Below are 19,106 nucleotides of genomic sequence, written 5' to 3'. Positions count from 1 at the left end.
TGCGCTCCGCAAGCGGCCGCCGGGCGGGCGACACGTCCGGACGGTCCTCGGAGTGGTCCTGGTCGTGACTCTCGGACTCTCGCTCTTCGCTGCGGTTCGGGCGTCGCTGGTCGACCTCGATCCGTCGGTGCCCTCGGAGGACCTCGCCGGACAGGTCGCCGCCAACCTGGCCAACCGCGCCGACGACCCGACCCCGGGCGCGGTCCTGCCTGCCCAGACGCTGGTCAAGGCTCCGCCCACCAAGGCCGAGATCCGTGCGCGCCAGCAGGCGCTCGCCGAGAAGCGCGCGAAGGCCCGGGACCGATCGCTGGCCCGCGCGGCCGGTCGCATCGCGCGCTCCGAGGAGCCGCAGGAGCCGATCGCGGTGCGGGTCGGCACCTTCAACGTGCTCGGCAGCCAGCACACCGCCCCCGGCGGTGACCGCCGCCGCTACCCGCCCGCCTCGGTGCGCTCGCCGAAGGCGGCCGGCCTGATCGCCAAGCACGACGTCGACATCGTCGGCACGCAGGAGCTCCAGACCGACCAGCTCGCCGCGCTGCAGTCGCGCACCGGGATGGCGGCGTACCCGGGCACCGCCTGGGGGAGCGCCGAGACCGACAACTCGATCCTGTACGACGACGCCCGCTTCCAGTTCGTCAGCGGCAGCAAGTTCACGATCACGTTCATGGGCCGCCCGCGCCCCCAGCCGATCCTGCAGCTGCGCGACATCGCGACCGGCCGCGAGTTCTACGTCGTCAACACCCACCCGTCCGCGGGCGGTGGCCGGTACGCCACCGAGCGGCGCTCGGGCCAGCAGGCGCTGGTCGGCATCGTCAACCAGCTCAAGGCCACCGGGCTGCCGGTGCTGGTCACCGGCGACATGAACGACCGCGAGCTCTTCTACTGCAACGTCGTCCCGGCGGCCGGCATGACCGCCGCCAACGGCGGCAGCTACGCCTCCGGCTGCGTGCCGCCCCCGAGCCCGATCCCGGTCGACTGGGTCGCCGGTGCCGGCTCGATCTCCTGGTCCGGCTACTGGCGCGACACCTCGCCGATCACCAGCAAGATCAGCGACCACTTCTTCATCAGCGCCACCGCCCAGATCGGCTGAGGCCGCGCATGGATACCCTCGCCCCGTGAGTGCTCGACGTCCGGTATTCGTCCATGTCGGCTCCAGCAAGACCGGGACCTCCGCGCTCCAGCACGGCCTCTGGGAGTCCGTCGACGCGCTGGCCGCGGCCGGGGTCGGGGTGCCGTTCGTCGGTCGGCAGGAGCACATCCAGCGGCTGCTGCGCCCGCTCGGCTGGGAGGGCGGTCGCGGCTTCACCCGCGACGTCGACCTGCCCCGGGTGAGGAGCCTGGTCGAGGTCCTGAGGTCGACGCCGGGGGACCGGCTGCTGATCAGCAACGAGGACCTCGCCGAGTGCACGCCCGCGCAGGTGACGGCGTTCTCCGAGGTCGCCGACGCCGCGGGACTCGACGTGCACGTCGTGCTGACCGCGCGGGACTGGGCCAAGCAGCTGCCATCGGAGTGGCAGCAGTTCCTCAAGCACCGGCTGACCACCGACTACCCGACGTTCCTCGACGAGGTGCGCGACCGGTCCGGCGCGTTCGCCGAGCAGTACTGGATGCGCCAGGACGTCCTCGACATCTGCACGCGCTGGGGCGCGGGCCTCGAGCCGGACCGGGTCAACGTGATCCCGGTGCCGCCGATGCGCGTGGATCCCGACCACGTGTTCCGCTCGTTCGGCTCCGTCGTCGGCTACGACCCGGCGGTGATCACGCTCCCCGGCTTCGACGTCAACGCCTCGTTCGGGTACGTCGAGGCCGAGGTGCTGCGCCGGCTGAACCTGGCGCTCGGCAAACGGCTGCCCGACTACCGCGCCGACTACCTCCCGGCGATCCGTCGGACCCTCGTGCAGAAGGTGCTCGCCCGCCAGGCCAGCGCCCGGCTGACACTGCCGCCGGAGCACCTCGGCTGGGTCCGCGAGCTCGCCGAGCAGCGGATGGCGGAGGTGACCGCCCGGGGCTACGCCATCCACGGCGACCCGGCGATGCTGGTCCCCGGCCCGGACGCGGCCGCCCCGATCCCCGAGCTCGACGAGGCCGAGGTGGCGGCGTCGGCCATCAAGACGCTGGCCGACTTCGCGGTCCGGATCCACAAGAAGGGCGCCTCCGGGGGCGCCGGGAGCGGCGCCTGAACGACCCGCTGAGAACTACACGGTTGTAGTTATTTCGAAGCGGTTGTCAGTGACGCATGGGGATGTTGTGATTGGTGTGACTTGGCCCGGAGGGCCTTCTTCCCCCCAGTTCCACTGGCAGCTCACGAGGAGTCCGGGCGATGCGTAGACGACTGTTCGCGGCCGGTGCCGCCGTGCTCACCGCGCTCGCCGGGGTGGCGCTCGCGCCGGTCCCCGCGGGTGCCGGCGACCGCGTCCCCGGCGCCGTCTCGTCCGATCCCGGCGGCGTACCGCCCGCCAGCGACCTCCGGATGGTCCAGGCCAACATCTACACCGGCCTGAGCCCCGAGCGGTTCCAGGCCGACGTGCGCCGGGTGCTCAAGGTGCAGCCGGACTTCGTGACGTACAACGAGGTCCCGTTCCGCAACGACGCCGTGATGGCCCCCGACGGCTACGGCATCTACCGCGACATGACCGACCGCTTCACCGCCGCGACCCCGGTCGCCTGGCGGGAGGACCGGTGGACGCCGATCGCGCAGGGCAGCTGGAAGATCTCGAACTGGCGCGGCAAGCCGCCGGGCAAGGTCGTCGAGCTCGGCCGGCGCTGGGCGAACTGGGTGACGTTCCAGGGCGTCGACGGCCGGGTGCTGTCGGTCGTCTCGGTCCACGTCGCCCCGGTCACCAAGGGCATGCCCGACCTGCTGCGCCGCTCGATGACCCGGCTCGAGCTCCTCGTCGACCGGCTGGAGGCGGCCGGCCCGGTCCTCGTCGGCGGTGACTTCAACGTCGCCTACACCGGCCCGCGCTACCCGCGCGACATCCTGTCGCGCAGCGGCCTGATCCCGACGTACGACAACCTCGCCTCGCACTTCTCGACCGGTGACCACCACGGCTACACGATCGACTACGTCTTCGGCACCCACGCCGACGAGCTGCCGCCGGTCAACCACTACCCGATCGAGCTGAAGTCCGACCACGACGCGGTCGTCGCGGAGTTCGCCTGGACGGTGGACGCCCCGACGGACACCACGATCGTCAGCAACGACCCCGCAGGCACCCGCCCCGAGCGGCGCGCGGCGCTGAACACCCTGCTCGCGGGCATCCAGGCGGCCGAGCCGGGCGCCCAGATCGCACTCGCCACGGCCAGCCTGGAGTTCCCGGCCGTCTCCCGCCAGCTCGCCCTCGCGCTCGGCCGTGGCGTCCACGTGCGGGTGATCACCGCCAGCGCCGAGCCGACGCCGACCGAGAAGCGGCTGACCAAGGCGGTGGCCGACAGCGGTGACACGCGGAGCTCCGTGCGCCGGTGCAACGCCAGCTGCCGCAGCTCGTGGACCAGCGCCGGCCTGCCGCGGACGCTGATGATGGTCAGCGACACGGCCGGGTCCTGGACCACCCGCTTCGACGTCGCCCGCAAGCTCGGGAAGGCGCTCGTGTCCTCGCCGTCGCAGGTCACGGTGCGCGTCGGCTCGATCGCGCTCGAGGACGGCGAGCAGCTGCTGGAGTCCATCAGCTGACCCGGCAGCCGCCGAGTTGCGCCGCGCGGCGGCGATGCAGTGGAGTGACCCCATGTCGCGCCGGCTCTACGTCCACGTCGGCCTGCAGAAGACGGGGACGTCGTACCTCCAGGCCGCGCTGCTGAACAGCACCGCCCAGCTGGCGGCGCAGGGCCTGGACCTGGTCCCGCCGTCGAAGCGTGAGTGCTTCGAGCTGATGGTCGTGATCCGCAACCGCTACGAGGCGCGCCGCGACGAGGCGTCGGACCGGGCCACGGTCGAGCGCTTCACCAACCAGCTCGACAAGGCTCCCGGGTCGCGTGCGGTCTTCAGCCAGGAGTCGCTGGCGGCGGCCGGCCCCGCGCAGATCGACCGACTGCTCGACGCCTGCGGTGACCGGGAGGTGCACGCGGTGATCACGGTCCGCGACCTCGCCCGGCAGCTGCCGTCGATGTGGCAGGAGGACCTCAAGGCCGGCGGCACGACCCGGTTCGGCGCCTACCTCCGCGGCCTGCAGGAGCTGGAGCGGGCCGGGAAGGCCAAGGCCCCGTGGATCCACCTCGACCCGCCGACGGTCGCGTCCCGCTGGGCGGCGGCCCTGTCCGCCGACCGCGTGCACGTGATCACCGTCCCGCCCGCCGGGAGCCCGACCGACCTGCTGCTCCAGCGGTTCGCCCGGGTCCTCGACGTCGACGCGACCCGGCTGGAGCCGGAGGACCGGCCCAGCAACTCCAGCCTCGGCCTGGTCCAGGCGGAGGTGCTGCGCCGCGTCAACGCCGAGCTCCCGGAGGAGGTGCACCGGCGCTACGTGTACGGCGACGTCGTGAAGCGCCAGTTCGGCGCCCAGGTCCTCGGCGCCCAGGAGAAGCAGCGGATCCTGGTGCCCGCCAAGTTCCGGTCCTGGTGCGAGGAGGTCTCCGAGCGTCACGTCGCCGACCTCGCCCAGGGCGGCTACCGCGTCGAGGGCACGCTGGAGGACCTGCGCTGCACCGAGGCGGCGTTCGCCGAGGGCAGCACCCGCCCCAGCGAGGGCGACGTCGCCGCCGCGTCGGTGACCGCCATCGCCAGCATGCTCGCGGCCCGGGGGACCGCCGAGGCGGAGCGTCGTACCGGCGAGATCCGGGTCGGTGAGGATGGTCTGCTGACCAAGGTCAAGCGCAAGCTGGGTAAATAACGCCCGTGGCACATGTCACCGGTAGCGCAGGTCTCAGGACGCGCTCCGGCGGATAGCATCCTGGCGTTCCTGCACGCCGATGGAAGGTTCCACCATGCCTCGACTCGCCCAGACCGACGGCCTCACCGAGGACCAGCAGGAGATCCTCAAGGCCGTACGCCGCTTCGTCGACGAGAAGATCCTGCCGGTCGCGACCGAGCTCGAGCACGCGGACGAGTACCCGCAGGAGATCGTCGACGGGCTCAAGGAGCTCGGCATCTTCGGCCTGATGATCCCCGAGGAGTACGACGGCCTCGGTGAGTCGCTGCTGACCTACGCGCTGTGCGTCGAGGAGATCGCGCGCGGCTGGATGAGCGTCTCCGGCGTCATCAACACCCACTTCATCGTGGCCCACATGCTGATGCAGCACGGGACCGAGGAGCAGAAGAAGAAGTACCTGCCGCTGATGGCCGCCGGCGAGGTGCGCGGCTCGTTCTCGATGAGCGAGCCGGGCCTGGGCTCCGACGTGGCCGCCATCAAGACCAAGGCCGTCAAGGGCGACGACGGCAACTACACGATCGACGGCCAGAAGATGTGGCTGACCAACGGCGCCACGTCGACGCTGATCGCGCTGCTGGTGAAGACCGACGAGGGCTCGGACTCGGTCTACAAGAACATGACGACGTTCCTGGTGGAGAAGGAGCCCGGCTTCGGCGAGACCGCGCCGGGCCTGACCATCCCCGGCAAGCTCGACAAGATGGGCTACAAGGGCGTCGAGACCACCGAGGCTGTCTTCGAGGGCCACCAGATCTCGGCCGACCAGATCCTCGGCGGCGAGCCCGGCAAGGGCTTCTACCAGATGATGGACGGCGTCGAGGTCGGCCGCGTGAACGTCGCCGCCCGCGCCTGCGGCATCGCGCTGCGCGCCTTCGAGCTGGCGATCGACTACGCGCAGCAGCGCGAGACGTTCGGCAAGCCGATCGCCGAGCACCAGGCGATCCTGTTCCGCCTCGCGGAGATGGCCACCAAGGTCGAGACCGCGCACTCGATGATGGTCCGCGCGGCCCGCACCAAGGAGCGCGGCGAGCGCAACGACGTCGAGGCGGGCATGGCCAAGATGCTGGCGGCCGAGTACTGCAACGAGGTCGTCCAGGACTCCTTCCGGATCCACGGGGGCTACGGGTACTCCAAGGAGTACGAGATCGAGCGGCTCTACCGCGAGTCCGCGTTCATGCTGATCGGCGAGGGCACGTCCGACATCCAGAAGATGATCATCGGCCGCGCGCTGCTCAAGGAGTACGCGAGCGGCTCCGGGTCCTAGGCTCTCTCCCGTGTCCGACTCCGCGGTGGTCCCGGAAGAGGAGCCGCCCCCGCGGCTCTACCTGCACATCGGGCTACCGAAGAGTGGATCGACGTTCCTCCAGTCGCTGCTCGGCGGCAACCGGTCGGTGCTGAAGGAGAACGGGTACATCTACCCGTACGTCCGCCAGGAGGGCATGTTCCACGCCGCCCTGGAGATGGCGGGCAAGCCGGCCGCGTGGGGACTGACTGCGGAGGCGGTCGAGGGCGCGTTCGCCGACCTGCTGAGGCGCGGGCGCAACTTCGGTGGCCGTGTGGTGATCAGCCACGAGATCTTCAGCGCGGCCAGCCCGCAGCAGGTCGAGGTGATCGCCGAGCGGCTCGTGGACTTCGAGGTGCACCTCGTGGTCACCGTGCGGAACCTCGGCCGCGTCGTGACCGCGCAGTGGCAGGAGCGCGTGAAGAACGGACACCCCGACTCGTTCGCGGAGTACTCCGACGCCGTCATCGCCGACCTGCCGGGGGAGGGCGAGGACCAGGGGACGTCGGTGTTCTGGCGCGGCCAGGACCTCGCGGCGCTGCTCGCCCGGTGGGCTGTGGTGGCGCCGCCGGAGCGGACCCACCTCGTGGTCACGCCGGGCGCCGGTGCCGGCCCCGACGGTCTGTGGAACCGCTTCGCCACCGCGATCGACCTGCCGCCCGGCCTGATCGACCCCGCCACCGCGCCGCAGGGCAACGAGTCCCTCGGCGCCGCGCAGGTCGCGTTCCTGCGCCAGGTGCTGACCTCCCTGGACGGCCGGCTGGAGCAGCCGTGGTACTCGGTCGTGGCCAAGCGCTGGTTCGCCCAGACGATCCTGGGCACGGTGCGCGGGCGCAAGGCGGTGGCGCCGGCGACGGTCGCCGAGCGGCTCACCGGCGTCGCCCGCTCCTGGAGCGAGCTGGTGCGGACCGGCGGCTACCAGGTGTACGGCGACCTCGACGAGCTGGTGCCCGAGGTCCCCGCGCCCGGCACCCCCACCCCCGACGAGGTGACCGCGGCCGAGATGCTGGACGGGCTGTCCGACGCGGTCGCGCTGATGCTGCTCCGGGCGCGCGACGACCGGGCCGCGATCCAGGCGCTGGAGGCGGAGAACGAGCTGCTCACCGCCCAGGTCGCCGGGCTCACCGAGGCCGCCGAGCGCCGGCGCTGGTGGCGGCGGCGTACGTAGCGCCCCCTAGGCTGGGCGGTCGTAGTGCGAGGGTCGGATCGAGGCGAGGAACGGGAGCGGGCGTGGCGCAGCGGGTGATCCTGCACGTCGGGGCGATGAAGTCGGGGACCAGCTACCTCCAGCGCCTGCTGTTCCTGAACCGCGACCGGCTCGCCGACCAGGGCGTGCTGGTGCCCGGCAATGCCTGGCCCGACCAGGTCCGCGCGGTCTCCGAGGTCCTCGAGCGCAAGCGCGTCGTCGCCGCACCGCCCGAAGGCGCCTGGCAGGGCATGGTCGACGAGATCGGCGCCGCGAGCGGCACCGCGGTGATCTCGATGGAGTTCCTCGGCCCGGCCGCCGCCGCCAAGATCGAGAGGGTCGTGTCGTCCTTCCCCACTGGCACCGTGGAGGTCGTGGTCACCGCGCGCGACCTCGGCCGGAGCATCCCGGCGATGTGGCAGGAGACGCTGAAGAACGGGCGGTTCCTGCCCTACGACGAGTACGTCGCCGCGATCGCCGACCGCGACGGCCTGGGCCGCCGGTTCTGGCGCGAGCAGGACGTCGCCGGGATCTGCGAGCGCTGGTCCGCTGCGGTCGGCGTCGACCGGATGACGCTGGTGACCGTGCCGACCCCCGGCGCGCCGAGCACGCTGCTCTGGGAGCGCTTCGCCTCGACCCTCGGCGTCGACCCCGCGGGGTTCGCCGAGCCCGGCCCGACCAACGAGTCCCTGGGCGCCGCGTCCGCCGAGGTGCTGCGGCTGCTCAACGAGCGCGTCGAAGGGATGGCGTACGGCGAGTACGCGCGCAAGGTCAAGCAGCAGCTGGCCAAGCGGGTCCTGGCGAAGCGCCGCGGCGAGGAGCCCGGCGTCGGCTACGAGCCGTCGCCCTGGCTGCGTGAGCGCGCGGGCCAGCTGGTCGAGCAGCTGCGCGGGTCGGGCATCCGTGTCGTCGGCGACCTGGCCGAGCTGACCCCGCTGGCGGTCTCCGGCGCGCGGCCCGGCGGGCTGCCGCCCGAGGAGCAGCTCGCCGCCGCGGTGGCGGCGATCGAGGGGCTGGTACGGGCCTCCGGCAACGGGAAGTCGGCCGACTAGAGTGCGTCGCATGCCGCTGCTCCGCCGACGTACCTCCGAGGAGCCGGCGGGGAACCCCGAGGTCCTCGTGATGACGATGGCGCGCGACGAGGCCGAGATGCTGCCGCGCTGGGTGCGGCACTACTCCGCCCAGGTCGGCATCGAGAACCTCGTCGTGCTCGACGACAACAGCACCGACGGCTCCACCGACGACCTCGGGTGCACGGTGCACCGGCTGCCGCAGCTGCCCGGCCCGGGCTACGAGGGCGTGCGGATGCAGCTGCTCAGCGGGCTGGCCAGCGGCTTCCTCGCGCTCTACGACTACGTCGTCTTCGTCGACGCCGACGAGTTCCTGCTGCCCGACCCGACGAAGCACGCCGACCTCCCGAGCTTCCTCGCCACGCGGCGCGACCGCGAGGTGGTCGCTCCCGTGGCGCTCAACGTCGTGCACGTGGCCTCGCTCGAGGAGCCGCTGAAGGCGGACGAGCCGGTCCTCGGCCAGCGCCGGTTCGCGAAGTTCGCCCCGCTCATGTGCAAGCCGCAGGTCAAGCGGGTCCCGGCGGCGTGGAAGTGGGCGTCGCACGGCATCGAGGCGCCGTTCGAGATCGACCCCGAGCTGTACATGGTGCACCTGAAGTTCGCCGACCGGGACGCGCTGCGCCGGGTGGCCGCGCACCGGCGCGCGCTGGTCGAGGCCGACGGCCGGGCCATCAAGTCCAGCTGGTCGCGCGAGGCCGAGGAGATCGTCGGCGTGCTCGACCGGGCGACCGCCGGCGTCGATCCCGACCGGGTGCCCGAGTTCAACCCCGCCGAGGTCGACCTCCGCGGGATCGTCGAGCACAAGGGCGGCTGGTACCGCAGCGTCGGCCGCGGCCAGGTCGCCGCGCTCGAGCAGCAGCCGCTGTGCCGGGTGCCGAGCGCGCTGCTCGGGAAGGTCTGAGGAGGACACGTGCTGAGCAAGATCCGTGGGCGGAAGAAGCCGAAGACGTACGGCTACGTCTTCGTCGTGACCTACGGCCGGTCCGGCTCGACGCTGGTGCAGGGGCTGCTGAACACGTTGCCGCGGACGCTGGTCCGCGGCGAGAACAACATGTACCTGCTGCACCTGTTCCGCGCGATGCACTCGGTGCAGGCGTTCCGCAAGACGCACCTGAAGCACAACCCGAAGGCGAGCCACTCGGCGTTCTTCGGGCTGAACGAGATCACCCCCGCGAGCTTCGTGGAGAGCACCCGCACCCTCGTCACCGGGCACCTGCTCGGGTCGGTGGAGCCCGCCGAGGTGGACCGGCTCGGCTTCAAGGAGGTGCTCTGGCACCGGATCCGCCCGGCCGAGACCGAGGCGTTCTTCGAGTTCCTCGACAAGACCTTCCCCGGCTGCCAGTTCGTGCTCAACGAGCGCAACCACGACAAGGTGGTCGGCTCCGGCTTCTGGCAGGGGCAGGACGAGGGCGAGGTCATGCAGGCGATCCGGCGGGTCGAGGAGATCCAGGCCTTCCTGCGCGAGACCCGCCCCGACCGGGTCCTCGACCTGCGCTACGAGCTGCTCACCAGCGAGGACCAGGCGACCTCCGACGCCCAGCTCCGCTCGATCGCCGAGTTCGTCACCGGGTCCTGCGACGACGCGCTGCTCGACCAGCTCCGCGAGACCCGCAAGACCGGCCACGGGCCGTACCCGTTCGGCAAGAGCCGGGACCGGGACAAGCGCCGGGCGAACGCGTCCGAGGAGTCCTGACCGTCAGCCCTGGTCCTGCTCCGGCACGACCGGGACGCACACGTCGGTCGCACTGCCGCTGCTGAGCTCGTACGTCGCCCACACGGCGCGGTGGTCGGACACGTTCGAGGTCAGCACCTGGGTGGCAAGCGGGGCGAGGTCGGCGTCCGACCCGTCGCCGTGCATCAGGTAGTCGATCCGGTGCTGCGGCACGCCCGCGGGGTGGGTCAGGCCGGCGCCGTCGCCGATCGCCTTCCAGGTGTCCTGCACGGCTGGGCCGGCCGCGAGCAGGACCGGGGAGCCGGGCTTGGCGTTGAGGTCGCCCCCGAACACCTTGGGGAGCTCGTCGGCGGCGAGGATCGGGGCGATCGTCTGCATCTGCTGCACCCGGGCGTCGGACGACGTGTGCTCGAGATGGGTCCCGTAGACGCTCATCCGGGTGCCGTCGACGTCGATGACGGCGTTGAGCAGGCCGCGCTGCTGGGTGCCGGGCGGCGCGGGGAGCAGGGTGTTGCGGTACGACTCGATCGGGAAGCGGGACAGGATCGCGGTGCCGTACAGGTTGGTGGCGGATCGGCGCACGTTGGTGCCGAACGCCCACGCCATGTCCAGCTGGTCGGCCAGCACGGCGGGCATGTCGACACCGCCGGTCCAGGCCCGGCCGCGGTCGACCTCCTGCAGCAGGACCACGTCGGCGTCCCAGGTGGCGAGCTCGGAGGCGATCTCCGCGAGGCGCACGCTGCCGTCCGGGGTGCGTGCGGAGTGGATGTTGAACGTCAGCACGGTCAGCCGGGTGCGGGTCCCGCCGTCGACGCACGTCTCGCGGTCACCGGGGGAGCGGGTCGGCCGGGGCGGCTTGGTCTGGCCGGTCGCGGAGGCCTCGGGATCCGCGGGCGCGGTGGGCGGCGGTGCCGTCGGGTCCGGGAGGCGGGCCGCGGGCTGCTCGGGATCCTTGGTGGCGATCAGCAGCGCGGTGATCACCACGATCAGGAGCCCGACCATGACCGCCGTCAGGGCAGCGGTGTCGGTGATCCTCGAACGCACGCTGTCTTCCCCCTCGGTCTGCGCGGCCAGTCTAGGCGGGGTTTATCGGTGGCCGATCCGGGTCCACCGTGCGAGGGTGGACGGACCGTCCAGACCGTTCACGCAGGAGGAACCATGACCGACTCCCACGCCAACGACGACCTGAAGGCCAAGATGCGGGAGGCGCTGGACAAGAAGAACCACCACGAGCGCGGCGTCCACCAGGACGGTCCGGTCAAGGAGAAGGCGCACGGGTCCGAGGTCGTCGGCGGTGCCCCGAAGATGCACCGCCGCAAGGCCGGCGGCGGCGGGTCCTGACGGTCGCGTCGGCGCCCCGTGAGATTACCCACAGGTAACCACGGGTGCGCCGACGCCGATCGCCGGGCAGCATGTCCCCATGCAGTTCGGACGCAGCTATGAGGAGTTCGAGGTCGGCGCGACGTACAAGCACTGGCCCGGCAAGACGGTGACCGAGTACGACGACCACCTGTTCAGCCTGCTCACCATGAACCACCACCCGTTGCACATCGACGAGAACTACGCGGTGGAGACCACGCAGTTCGGCAAGAACGTCGTGGTGGGCAACTACATCTACTCGATCCTGCTCGGCATGAGCGTCCCGGACGTGTCCGGCAAGGCGATCGCCAACCTCGAGGTCGAGTCCCTGCGCCACGTCGCGCCGACGTTCCACGGCGACACGATCTACGGCGAGACCACCGTGCTCGACAAGTTCGAGTCGAAGTCGAAGGACGACCGCGGCGTCGTCTACGTCGAGACCATCGGCTACAAGCAGGACGGCACGGTCGTGTGCATCTTCCGCCGCAAGGTGATGGTGCCGAAGAACAGCTACCTGGAGGCGCGCGGCGGCGAGCAGCCCGGCCGTCCGACCCCGGTGCCGGACAAGAACTGGCCCGGCCCCACCGCCTGAGCCGGCCCGACCTGGGTCAGGGTCCCGAGGGTCGCGGTGTCGTGAGCGCCGCCGCGATCCGCGGCGCGAACGCCGGGGCGAGCGGGATGATCCCGAGCACCAGCACCATGGGTACGGCGAAGCCGATCCGCAGCGAGTCGGCGCCGACGATGCCGGTCAGCACGGAGCCGAGCAGCGCACCGACGTAGTTGAACTGGTTGAACCGGGCGATCACGGCATCGACCCGGGCCTGCCGCTGCGCCGGCTCGAAGCCCTCGCCGCCGGCGATCCTCGCGGCGGCCGAGAAGCTCAACGGGGCGACCACCGCGACGCCGCCGCCCAGGATCGCGAAGCCGACGACCGCGACCTGCCAGGTCGAGGAGAACACCACGATCGCCAGCGCCCCGGCGCCCACCACGGCGCCGACGCGCAGCACGACCACCGGTCCGAACCGCGCGACCAGGCCGTCGCCGGCCAGCCGGACGATGCCGCTGGCCAGCAGGTAGGCCATCGCCGAGAGGGCGACGTACCGCTCCGGGGTGTCGAAGGTGTGGTCGAGGAACAGCGGTCCCCAGGTCTGCACGGCGGTGTCGACCATGTAGAAGAGCACCATCGCGACACCGACCAGCAGGATCGGGCGCCACGGCACCGCCACGTCGGCCGGGAGCTCGGTCGGGCCGTGGTCGCGGGGGAGGAACGGGCCGAACGCCACCAGCAGCGGGATCACCGCGACCGCGGCGCCCGCCTCGAGCGGCAGGTCCGTCGTCGCGAGCGTGACGCCCGCGCCGATCACGCCGCCGAGGGTCCAGGCTCCGTGGAACGACGGGAGGATCGGCCGCTCGTAGCGGTGCTCCAGGGCGACCGCCTGCATGTTCGTGGAGGCGTCGACGACACCGAGCCCGAGGCCGTAGAGCGCGATCCCGCCGATGTAGAGACCCATCGTCTGCGCGGTGCAGAGCATCGCCACGCCGACCGCCACGACGACCAGGCCGGCGCGCAGCAGCAGTGCGCTGTCCTTGCGCTTGGCGAGCATCTCGGCGGCGACCGAACCGGCGCCGGCGAGCAGGATCATCATCAGCAGGATCAGCGAGAGCTGGACGTCCGAGATGTCCCAGCGGTCCTGGAACTCCGGCAGCCGCGTCGTGAGGCTCAGCAGGATCAGGCCCTGGGTGAGGAAGCCGGCGGCGACGGCCATCCGGCAACGGGAGATGTCCACGGCCCGCATGCTGCCACGCCCGGGTTCGGTGGTCGGTCGGATCACCGAAAACGCCGAGGTCGGCCCTCGGGACCTGCAACGATGCCCCGATAGCAGAACCAGGCGGGGAGACGAGAGATGGCACGGACCGGTCAACAGATGCGTCAGAGGACCGCCAAGGCGATGGCCCAGCCGAAGGGGGCCGTGGCCTCCAGCGCCGCCAAGGGCGCGGCTGAGCCGCGGTCGAGCCTCGGCGACCGGCTGCGCTACCGGTTCGACAACAGCATGTCGCGGGGCACGCCCGCGCTGATCGCCTGGCTGTCGGTCGTCACGCTGCTGCTGATCCTGCTGTTCACGGTCATCGTCAGCCTCTTCAACCTGCGGCAGGGCGAGTCGTACGACGGTGTCGGCGGCTTCTTCCGGGAGATGGCACAGAGCCTGTTCCACGCGCTCGACCCGGGGACGATCGGCGGCGACGCCGACAGCCCGTGGCGGTTCCTCCTCACGATGCTGGTCCTCACGATCGCCGGCCTGTTCATCGTCAGCGCGCTGATCGGCGTGATCGCGGCCGGCATCGACACCAAGCTCGCCGACCTGCGCCGCGGCCGCTCGATCGTGCTCGAGAAGGACCACACCGTGATCCTGGGCTGGTCGGACTCGATCTTCACGATCGTCCGTGAGCTCACCATCGCCAACGAGAGCCGCCGGAAGCCGGTGATCGTGATCCTCGCCGACCGCGACAAGGTCGACATGGAGGACGAGCTGCGCGCGAAGGTCGACGACTTCCGCGGCACCCGCGTGATCTGCCGCAACGGCTCGCCGATGGACATCGACGACCTGCGGCTGAGCAGCCACACCACCGCCCGCTCGGTGATCCTGCTCGCGCCGCAGGAGTCCGAGGACCCGGACAGCGAGGTCATCAAGACCCTGCTCGCGCTGACCCACGCCGGCCCCGACGGACCGCGCATCGTCGCCGAGATCCGCAACCCCACGAACCTCGAGGCGGCCCGCCTGGTCGGCGCCGACCGGACGGTCCTGCTCGACATCCGCGAGACCGTCGCCAAGCTCGTCGTGCAGACCTCGCGCCAGTCCGGCGCCGCGGCCGTCTACACCGAGCTGTTCGACTACGGCGGCGACGAGATCTACTTCCTCGAGGAGCACAACCTCGACGGGATGACGTACGGCGAGGTGCAGCTCGGCTTCGAGCAGGCGACGGTCATCGGCGTGATCGCCGACGGTGTCCCGAAGCTGAACCCGACCGCGGACACCGTGATCGCCGGCCACACCCTCATCGTCGTGGCCGAGGACGACTCGGTGCTCCAGGGCGACCCGGACTCGACCGTGCAGCCCGACCTGAGCCAGCTCGGCACCGGCGGCGGCCAGGCCGACCACCCGACCCAGGCCCTGCTCATCGGGTGGAACGAGCGGGCGCCGATCGTGCTGCGCGAGATGGACAAGTACGCCCCGGCCGGCTCGACGATCACCGTGCTCACGTCGTTCGACGTCCGCAACGTGCCGCAGCTGAGCAACCTCCAGGTGACGGTGGCGCCCGGTGCGACGACCGACCGCGGCACCCTCGAGGCGCACGTGCGCCCGGACCTCGACCAGGTGCTGGTGCTCTGCTACTCCGACGACCTGGAGCCGCAGGCCGCGGACGCGCGGACGCTGGTCACCCTGCTGCACGTGCGCGACATCCTGTCCCGCTTCGACTCCGCGACCCCGGTGGTCAGCGAGATGCTCGACGACCGCAACCGGGTGCTCGCCCAGGTCGCGCACGTCGACGACGTCGTGGTCAGCGGCGAGATCGTCAGCCTCCTGGTCACCCAGCTGTCGGAGGACCACCGCCTGGAGGCGGTCTTCGACCAGCTGCTCGGCGACCAGGGCAGCGAGATCTACCTGCGCCCGGCCGAGTGGTACGTCGAGCCCGGCGCCGAGGTCACCTACGCCACGATCATCGCCGGCGCCTCCCGCCGCAACGAGACCGCGCTCGGCTACAAGTCCGCCGCGCTCGCCGAGGGCGAGGCGTCCTTCGGCGTCCGCGTGAACCCGCCGAAGTCCGAGACGTTCCAGGTGCTCCCGGGCGACCGGGTCGTGGTGCTCGCCGACGACTGAGCGGGCCGGCGCGCGGTGGTCGAGGAAGGCGCTCTGGCGGGTCACGGTGGTTGAGGAAGGCGCCCTGGCGCCTGTCTCGAAACCACCACCCCCGCGCACCCCCGCCCCGTCACGAATCTATACCAAGCCCATTTCCCCAGAACCCTTCAAAACAAGGGATATCGGCGTCCCACTGTCGGTGCCCCCTGGTTGAGTAGAGCCATGGAGACGACCAGCACCCTCACTCGTGAGCAGGTGCTGAACGTCGCCCGCGCCCGCCACGCCGCAGCGATGGAAGCCGAGGTCGACAAGCTCCAGCTCGCCGTCGACTGGGCCGAGCTGCACCCGGGCTTCCCGGTCGATGCGACCAGGCCGTGGGAGGAGCGGGACGTGGAGGTCGCCGGCGACGGCGCACCGACGGTGGCGGAGTTCTGCATCGCGGAGTTCGCCCTGGCCGTGGGTCTGTCGTCTGATGCGGGTCGGGTGTTCATCGGGGACGCGGTCGAGCTGTGCCACCGGCTCCCGTGCACCTGGGCCCGCGTGCTGGCCGGGGAGGTGCTGGTGTGGAAGGCCCGCAAGGTCGCCCAGCAGACCCGGTCCCTGCCGGCCGACGCCGCCGGGTTCGTGGACCGCGCGCTGGCGCCGGTGCTGCACCGGTGTTCGTTCGCGCAGATCGAGCGGACCGTGGAAGCCGCCCGCGCCGAGTACGACCCCGCCGCCGCGGAGGAACGCCGGGTCGCGGCGGCCGAGCAGCGGCACCTGACGTTCTACTGGCGCAACGTGGTCGACGGGCAGGTCCCCGTCGCCGGAGTGCTGGACCTGGCCGACGCGGTCGCCCTGGACGACGCGATCACCGCGAAGGCCGCCGCCCAGGACCCGGCCCTGCCGTTGGACGTGCGCCGCTCGATCGCCGCCGGGATGCTCGCCGGCGACCCTCGGCGTGAGGTCGTGATCCACACCCACACCCGCCCCGAGCAGTCGATGGTCGAGGTCGAGCACACCCGCACCGTCGTCACCCCCGACCAGATCAAGCACTGGTGCCAACAGGCCGGCACCCGGGTGACCGTGCGGCCGGTGCTCGACCTCAACGACAACCTGTCCACCGACTCCTACACACCAACCCCTCGGCAGCAGGAACAAGTCACGCTGACGTTCCCGACCTGCGTGTTCCCCAACTGCAGCCGCCCCTCACGCACCGCCGACACCGACCACATCACCGAGTACCCGACCGGTCGCACCGAGACAGTGAATCTCGCGCCCCTGTGCCGCGGACACCACCGGCTCAAGACCCACACCGCCTGGACCTACCACCGCATGGGACCCACCACGTTCGTGTGGACCAGTCCCCACGGCCAGACCTACCTCGTCGACACCGACCGACATATCCGCTGACCCACACCCCGCCGACCACGGCCGGCGGGGCATTCGTCGTGTCGAGAGTCGTTGACCCGCGGCCGCGGTCCGGACGGGCCGCTGCTCTTCTTCCCGGCGGCGCGCGGAGCCACGAGCGGGCCATCCGGGCCCCGATGCCTGGCTCACCGGGATCACCAGGCGCTCTTGACGAGAGACCGCCGGGGAATCACCGTGGAGCGCATGTCGCTGGCGGCGGGATGTGTGCGGTGCTCGGCACCCGTGCTGCCCTGCCCCGACCACGGGGAAGGGCCGGCGCTGTGGCGCCCGCCGGAGGCGACGTACGACGCGTTCGCGGAGCACCTGGCGGCGTCACGGCAGTTCCCGACGTACCTGCCCTGGCCGATCAGCCCGGGATGGACCGTGACCGACTTCGCCGCGGTGGCCGACCAGGCGGGGCGCCCGCGCGCGACCCTGACGTGCACGTCCGGCACCAGCCCGCTCGACGGGCCGGTCGACGTGGTGGTGGTCGCGGAGGAGGCGGGCACCGGGCTCGGGGCGCGCTGCGCGCGCAGCCGGTACGACGATCCCGGCGCCGAGATCGGCGAGCGACCCCCGGCCGCGAAGGTGCGGATCGGGAGCCAGTCGGTGAGCCTGTGGGACGTGTCGACGCACTCCTTCGACGGCGAGTTCGACCGCTCGGTCGTCGCCGGGGAGGCCGGCGGGCGGTGGCTCTGGATCGTGCTGCGGCCGGCGTCGGCGCTGCTTCTGCTGCGCGACGACTGGATCCTCCGCGACGTGTCGCACGTCGGTCCCCAGCTGGTGGAGCTGCCCTTCGGTGCGCACCGGCCGGCCTGGTGAACCTAGGCTGTCCCGGGTGCGCATCGACCTCCACACCCATTCGCGCGCGAGCGACGGGACCGACACCCCGGCCGAGCTCGTCCGCGCCGCCGCGGCGGCCGGCCTCGACGTCGTCGCGCTGACCGACCACGACACGGCCGACGGCTGGGCGGAGGCGACGGCGGCTGCCGAGCAGGTCGGCATCCAGGTCGTCCCGGGCATGGAGATCAGCACCAACCACCGCGGCCGCGGCGTGCACCTGCTGGCCTACTTCGTCGACCCGGCCCATCCGCCGCTGGTCACCGAGCTCGAGCGGATCCTGCACGGTCGCGCGGCCCGCGTGCCGACGATGATCGACCGCCTCAACCGGCTCGGCATCGAGATCACCGAGGACGACGTACGCCGGGCTGCCGCCGGTGCGGTCGCCTCAGGCCGCCCGCACGTCGCCGACGCGCTGGTCACCAAGGGGGTGGTGCCGGACCGGACCGCGGCGTTCGACCGCTACCTGGGCTGGGGCCGGCCGGCGCACGTGGACCGGTACGCCGCGCCGCTCGAGACCGCGGTGCGTGCGGTGGCGGGTGCCGGGGGAGTGTCGGTGGTCGCGCACCCGTGGGGGCGCGGTGGCTACGGCCGGCCCGAGGAGGCGACGTTCGCCGAGCTCAAGGAGATCGGGCTCAACGGCATCGAGGTCGACCACCAGGACCACGACGCCGCCGACCGCGACCGGCTCCGGGCGATCGCGCGGAACCTCGACCTGGTCGTCACCGGGTCCAGCGACTACCACGGGTCGGGCAAGACCGACCACGACCTCGGCTGCAACACCACGGCGCCGGAGGAGCTCGAGCGGCTCACTTCCGCCCGAGGGACTGGAACTTCTGCAGCACCCCGGTCGGGATGATCCGGGCGGCCGCCGCGATCGTCTTGTACTGCGGGCTCGGGATCGAGAAGACCTTGCCCTTGGCGTGGTCCTTCAGGGCCGTGCGGACCAGCTCGTCGGCGTCGAGCCACATGAAGTCCGGCGCGGACCCGCGCCCGACCTCCATCCGCTCGTGGAACTCGGTCTTCGTGAAGCCCGGGCACAGGCAGGTGACCGTGACGCCACGGTCGGCGTACTCGTGGGCGGCCCACTCCGAGAAGCTGTTCACGTAGGCCTTCGCCGCGGAGTACGTCCCGCGCGGCAGGAACGCCGCCACGCTCGAGACGTTGATGATCCCGCCGCTGCCGCGCTCGGACATCTGTCCCAGAGCCGCGTGGCTGAGCCGCATCACCGCGGTGACCAGCACCTCCAGCATCGCCTGCTCCTGGTCGACCGTGTTGTCGAGGAACCGCTTCTTCAGCCCGAAGCCGGCGTTGTTGACCAGCAGGTGCACGGGTCGCTCGGGGTCGGCCAGCCGGGCCTCGACGGTGGCGAGCTCGGCACGGTCGGCGAGGTCGGCGGCCAGCACCTCCACGGAGACGCCGTACGTCGCGTGCAGCTCGTCGGCCTCGGCCTCGAGCCGGGCCCGGTCGCGGGCGACCAGCACGAGGTCGTAGCCCTGCTCGGCGAGCTGGTGGGCGAAGGAGCGGCCGATGCCCGCGGTGGGGCCGGTGACAAGAGCGGTCTGGGACATGACGCAAGTCAAACAGGT

18 protein-coding genes are annotated in these 19,106 nt (G+C 71.6%); 15 read left to right on the top strand and 3 right to left on the bottom strand.

The annotated features are described in order from the left end of the window. Positions 1–64 precede the first annotated feature (64 nt). The 9 genes from ABD875_RS10590 (at position 65) to ABD875_RS10550 (ending at position 10,093) form a co-directional block, all read left to right on the top strand. Positions 65–1,090 carry an endonuclease/exonuclease/phosphatase family protein gene (locus tag ABD875_RS10590; RefSeq protein WP_345175237.1) on the top strand — a complete coding sequence of 342 codons (1,026 nt, stop codon included), beginning with the start codon at positions 65–67 and terminating at the stop codon, positions 1,088–1,090. A 25-nt stretch (positions 1,091–1,115) separates the two neighbouring features. Beyond that, entirely contained in the window at positions 1,116–2,180 is a 1,065-nt protein-coding gene (locus tag ABD875_RS10585; RefSeq protein WP_345175220.1) for a hypothetical protein, read from the top strand. Positions 2,181–2,320: 140 nt separating this feature from the next. Beyond that, the gene (locus ABD875_RS10580) at positions 2,321–3,673 is read left to right on the top strand and encodes an endonuclease/exonuclease/phosphatase family protein (protein ID WP_345175216.1); all 1,353 of its coding nucleotides are present in this window, start codon (positions 2,321–2,323) and stop codon (positions 3,671–3,673) included. Positions 3,674–3,725: 52 nt separating this feature from the next. Continuing rightward, entirely contained in the window at positions 3,726–4,826 is a 1,101-nt protein-coding gene (locus tag ABD875_RS10575; RefSeq protein WP_345175188.1) for a Rho GTPase-activating protein, read from the top strand. A gap of 94 nt (positions 4,827–4,920) precedes the next feature. Next, the gene (locus ABD875_RS10570) at positions 4,921–6,126 is read left to right on the top strand and encodes an acyl-CoA dehydrogenase family protein (RefSeq protein ID WP_345175181.1); all 1,206 of its coding nucleotides are present in this window, start codon (positions 4,921–4,923) and stop codon (positions 6,124–6,126) included. Between the two features lie 10 nt (positions 6,127–6,136). Beyond that, positions 6,137–7,312, top strand: a complete 1,176-nt coding sequence (locus ABD875_RS10565; protein ID WP_345175171.1) for a hypothetical protein — start codon at positions 6,137–6,139, stop codon at positions 7,310–7,312. Between the two features lie 62 nt (positions 7,313–7,374). Beyond that, positions 7,375–8,382: a hypothetical protein gene (locus ABD875_RS10560; RefSeq protein WP_345175161.1), complete on the top strand. Its 1,008-nt coding sequence runs from the start codon at positions 7,375–7,377 to the stop codon at positions 8,380–8,382. A gap of 10 nt (positions 8,383–8,392) precedes the next feature. Next, the gene (locus tag ABD875_RS10555; protein WP_345175153.1) at positions 8,393–9,301 is read left to right on the top strand and encodes a glycosyltransferase family 2 protein; all 909 of its coding nucleotides are present in this window, start codon (positions 8,393–8,395) and stop codon (positions 9,299–9,301) included. A 9-nt stretch (positions 9,302–9,310) separates the two neighbouring features. Further along, a complete protein-coding gene (locus ABD875_RS10550) occupies positions 9,311–10,093 on the top strand; it encodes a sulfotransferase (protein ID WP_345175146.1) in 783 nt (260 codons plus the stop codon). 3 nt (positions 10,094–10,096) lie between these two features. Here ABD875_RS10550 and ABD875_RS10545 read toward each other — a convergent pair whose 3' ends face one another. Beyond that, positions 10,097–11,116 (bottom strand): endonuclease/exonuclease/phosphatase family protein, encoded by a 1,020-nt coding sequence (locus ABD875_RS10545; RefSeq protein ID WP_345175139.1) that lies wholly within the window; start codon positions 11,114–11,116, stop codon positions 10,097–10,099. Between the two features lie 114 nt (positions 11,117–11,230). Between ABD875_RS10545 and ABD875_RS10540 the strand changes: the two genes are divergently transcribed. Together ABD875_RS10540 and ABD875_RS10535 are read left to right on the top strand one after the other, a co-directional pair. Beyond that, a complete protein-coding gene (locus tag ABD875_RS10540) occupies positions 11,231–11,413 on the top strand; it encodes a DUF5302 domain-containing protein (protein ID WP_345175130.1) in 183 nt (60 codons plus the stop codon). 79 nt (positions 11,414–11,492) lie between these two features. Next, on the top strand, positions 11,493–12,023 hold the full coding sequence (locus ABD875_RS10535) for a MaoC family dehydratase (RefSeq protein WP_345175123.1): 531 nt from the start codon (positions 11,493–11,495) through the stop codon (positions 12,021–12,023). A 16-nt stretch (positions 12,024–12,039) separates the two neighbouring features. On the opposite strand, the gene ABD875_RS10530 is transcribed toward ABD875_RS10535, so the two are convergent. After that, positions 12,040–13,227, bottom strand: a complete 1,188-nt coding sequence (locus ABD875_RS10530) for an MFS transporter (RefSeq protein WP_345175114.1) — start codon at positions 13,225–13,227, stop codon at positions 12,040–12,042. A gap of 129 nt (positions 13,228–13,356) precedes the next feature. Here ABD875_RS10530 and ABD875_RS10525 point away from each other — a divergent pair, with 129 nt between their 5' ends. The 4 genes from ABD875_RS10525 (at position 13,357) to ABD875_RS10510 (ending at position 18,376) form a co-directional block, all read left to right on the top strand. Further along, on the top strand, positions 13,357–15,309 hold the full coding sequence (locus ABD875_RS10525) for a CASTOR/POLLUX-related putative ion channel (RefSeq protein WP_345175104.1): 1,953 nt from the start codon (positions 13,357–13,359) through the stop codon (positions 15,307–15,309). Positions 15,310–15,510: 201 nt separating this feature from the next. Continuing rightward, positions 15,511–16,680: an HNH endonuclease signature motif containing protein gene (locus tag ABD875_RS10520; protein WP_345175078.1), complete on the top strand. Its 1,170-nt coding sequence runs from the start codon at positions 15,511–15,513 to the stop codon at positions 16,678–16,680. A gap of 201 nt (positions 16,681–16,881) precedes the next feature. Further along, positions 16,882–17,499, top strand: a complete 618-nt coding sequence (locus ABD875_RS10515) for a DUF6758 family protein (protein WP_345175070.1) — start codon at positions 16,882–16,884, stop codon at positions 17,497–17,499. Positions 17,500–17,515: 16 nt separating this feature from the next. Continuing rightward, the gene (locus ABD875_RS10510; protein WP_345175060.1) at positions 17,516–18,376 is read left to right on the top strand and encodes a PHP domain-containing protein; all 861 of its coding nucleotides are present in this window, start codon (positions 17,516–17,518) and stop codon (positions 18,374–18,376) included. On the opposite strand, the gene ABD875_RS10505 is transcribed toward ABD875_RS10510, so the two are convergent. After that, complete coding sequence (locus tag ABD875_RS10505; RefSeq protein ID WP_345175052.1) at positions 18,327–19,088, bottom strand: SDR family NAD(P)-dependent oxidoreductase; 762 nt, start codon at positions 19,086–19,088, stop codon at positions 18,327–18,329. The two genes, ABD875_RS10510 and ABD875_RS10505, sit on opposite strands and share 50 nt — an antisense overlap. Positions 19,089–19,106 lie beyond the last annotated feature (18 nt).

The organism is Nocardioides caricicola (genome assembly GCF_039541135.1).
In the GTDB taxonomy this organism is placed as follows: domain Bacteria; phylum Actinomycetota; class Actinomycetes; order Propionibacteriales; family Nocardioidaceae; genus Nocardioides; species Nocardioides caricicola.
The sequence above is the reverse complement of the archived record's forward strand: the minus strand, read 5'-3'. Positions and strand labels throughout refer to the sequence as shown.

Bases quoted from the DNA above. Each gene is read 5' to 3' on its own strand.
- ABD875_RS10580 (WP_345175216.1), top strand. From the start codon at position 2,321: ATGCGTAGACGACTGTTCGCGGCCGGTGCCGCCGTGCTCACCGCGCTC.
- ABD875_RS10575 (WP_345175188.1), top strand. From the start codon at position 3,726: ATGTCGCGCCGGCTCTACGTCCACGTCGGCCTGCAGAAGACGGGGACG.
- ABD875_RS10570 (WP_345175181.1), top strand. From the start codon at position 4,921: ATGCCTCGACTCGCCCAGACCGACGGCCTCACCGAGGACCAGCAGGAG.
- ABD875_RS10555 (WP_345175153.1), top strand. From the start codon at position 8,393: ATGCCGCTGCTCCGCCGACGTACCTCCGAGGAGCCGGCGGGGAACCCC.
- ABD875_RS10540 (WP_345175130.1), top strand. From the start codon at position 11,231: ATGACCGACTCCCACGCCAACGACGACCTGAAGGCCAAGATGCGGGAG.
- ABD875_RS10535 (WP_345175123.1), top strand. From the start codon at position 11,493: ATGCAGTTCGGACGCAGCTATGAGGAGTTCGAGGTCGGCGCGACGTAC.
- ABD875_RS10530 (WP_345175114.1), bottom strand. From the start codon at position 13,227: ATGCGGGCCGTGGACATCTCCCGTTGCCGGATGGCCGTCGCCGCCGGC.
- ABD875_RS10525 (WP_345175104.1), top strand. From the start codon at position 13,357: ATGCGTCAGAGGACCGCCAAGGCGATGGCCCAGCCGAAGGGGGCCGTG.
- ABD875_RS10520 (WP_345175078.1), top strand. From the start codon at position 15,511: ATGGAGACGACCAGCACCCTCACTCGTGAGCAGGTGCTGAACGTCGCC.
- ABD875_RS10515 (WP_345175070.1), top strand. From the start codon at position 16,882: ATGTCGCTGGCGGCGGGATGTGTGCGGTGCTCGGCACCCGTGCTGCCC.
- ABD875_RS10505 (WP_345175052.1), bottom strand. From the start codon at position 19,088: ATGTCCCAGACCGCTCTTGTCACCGGCCCCACCGCGGGCATCGGCCGC.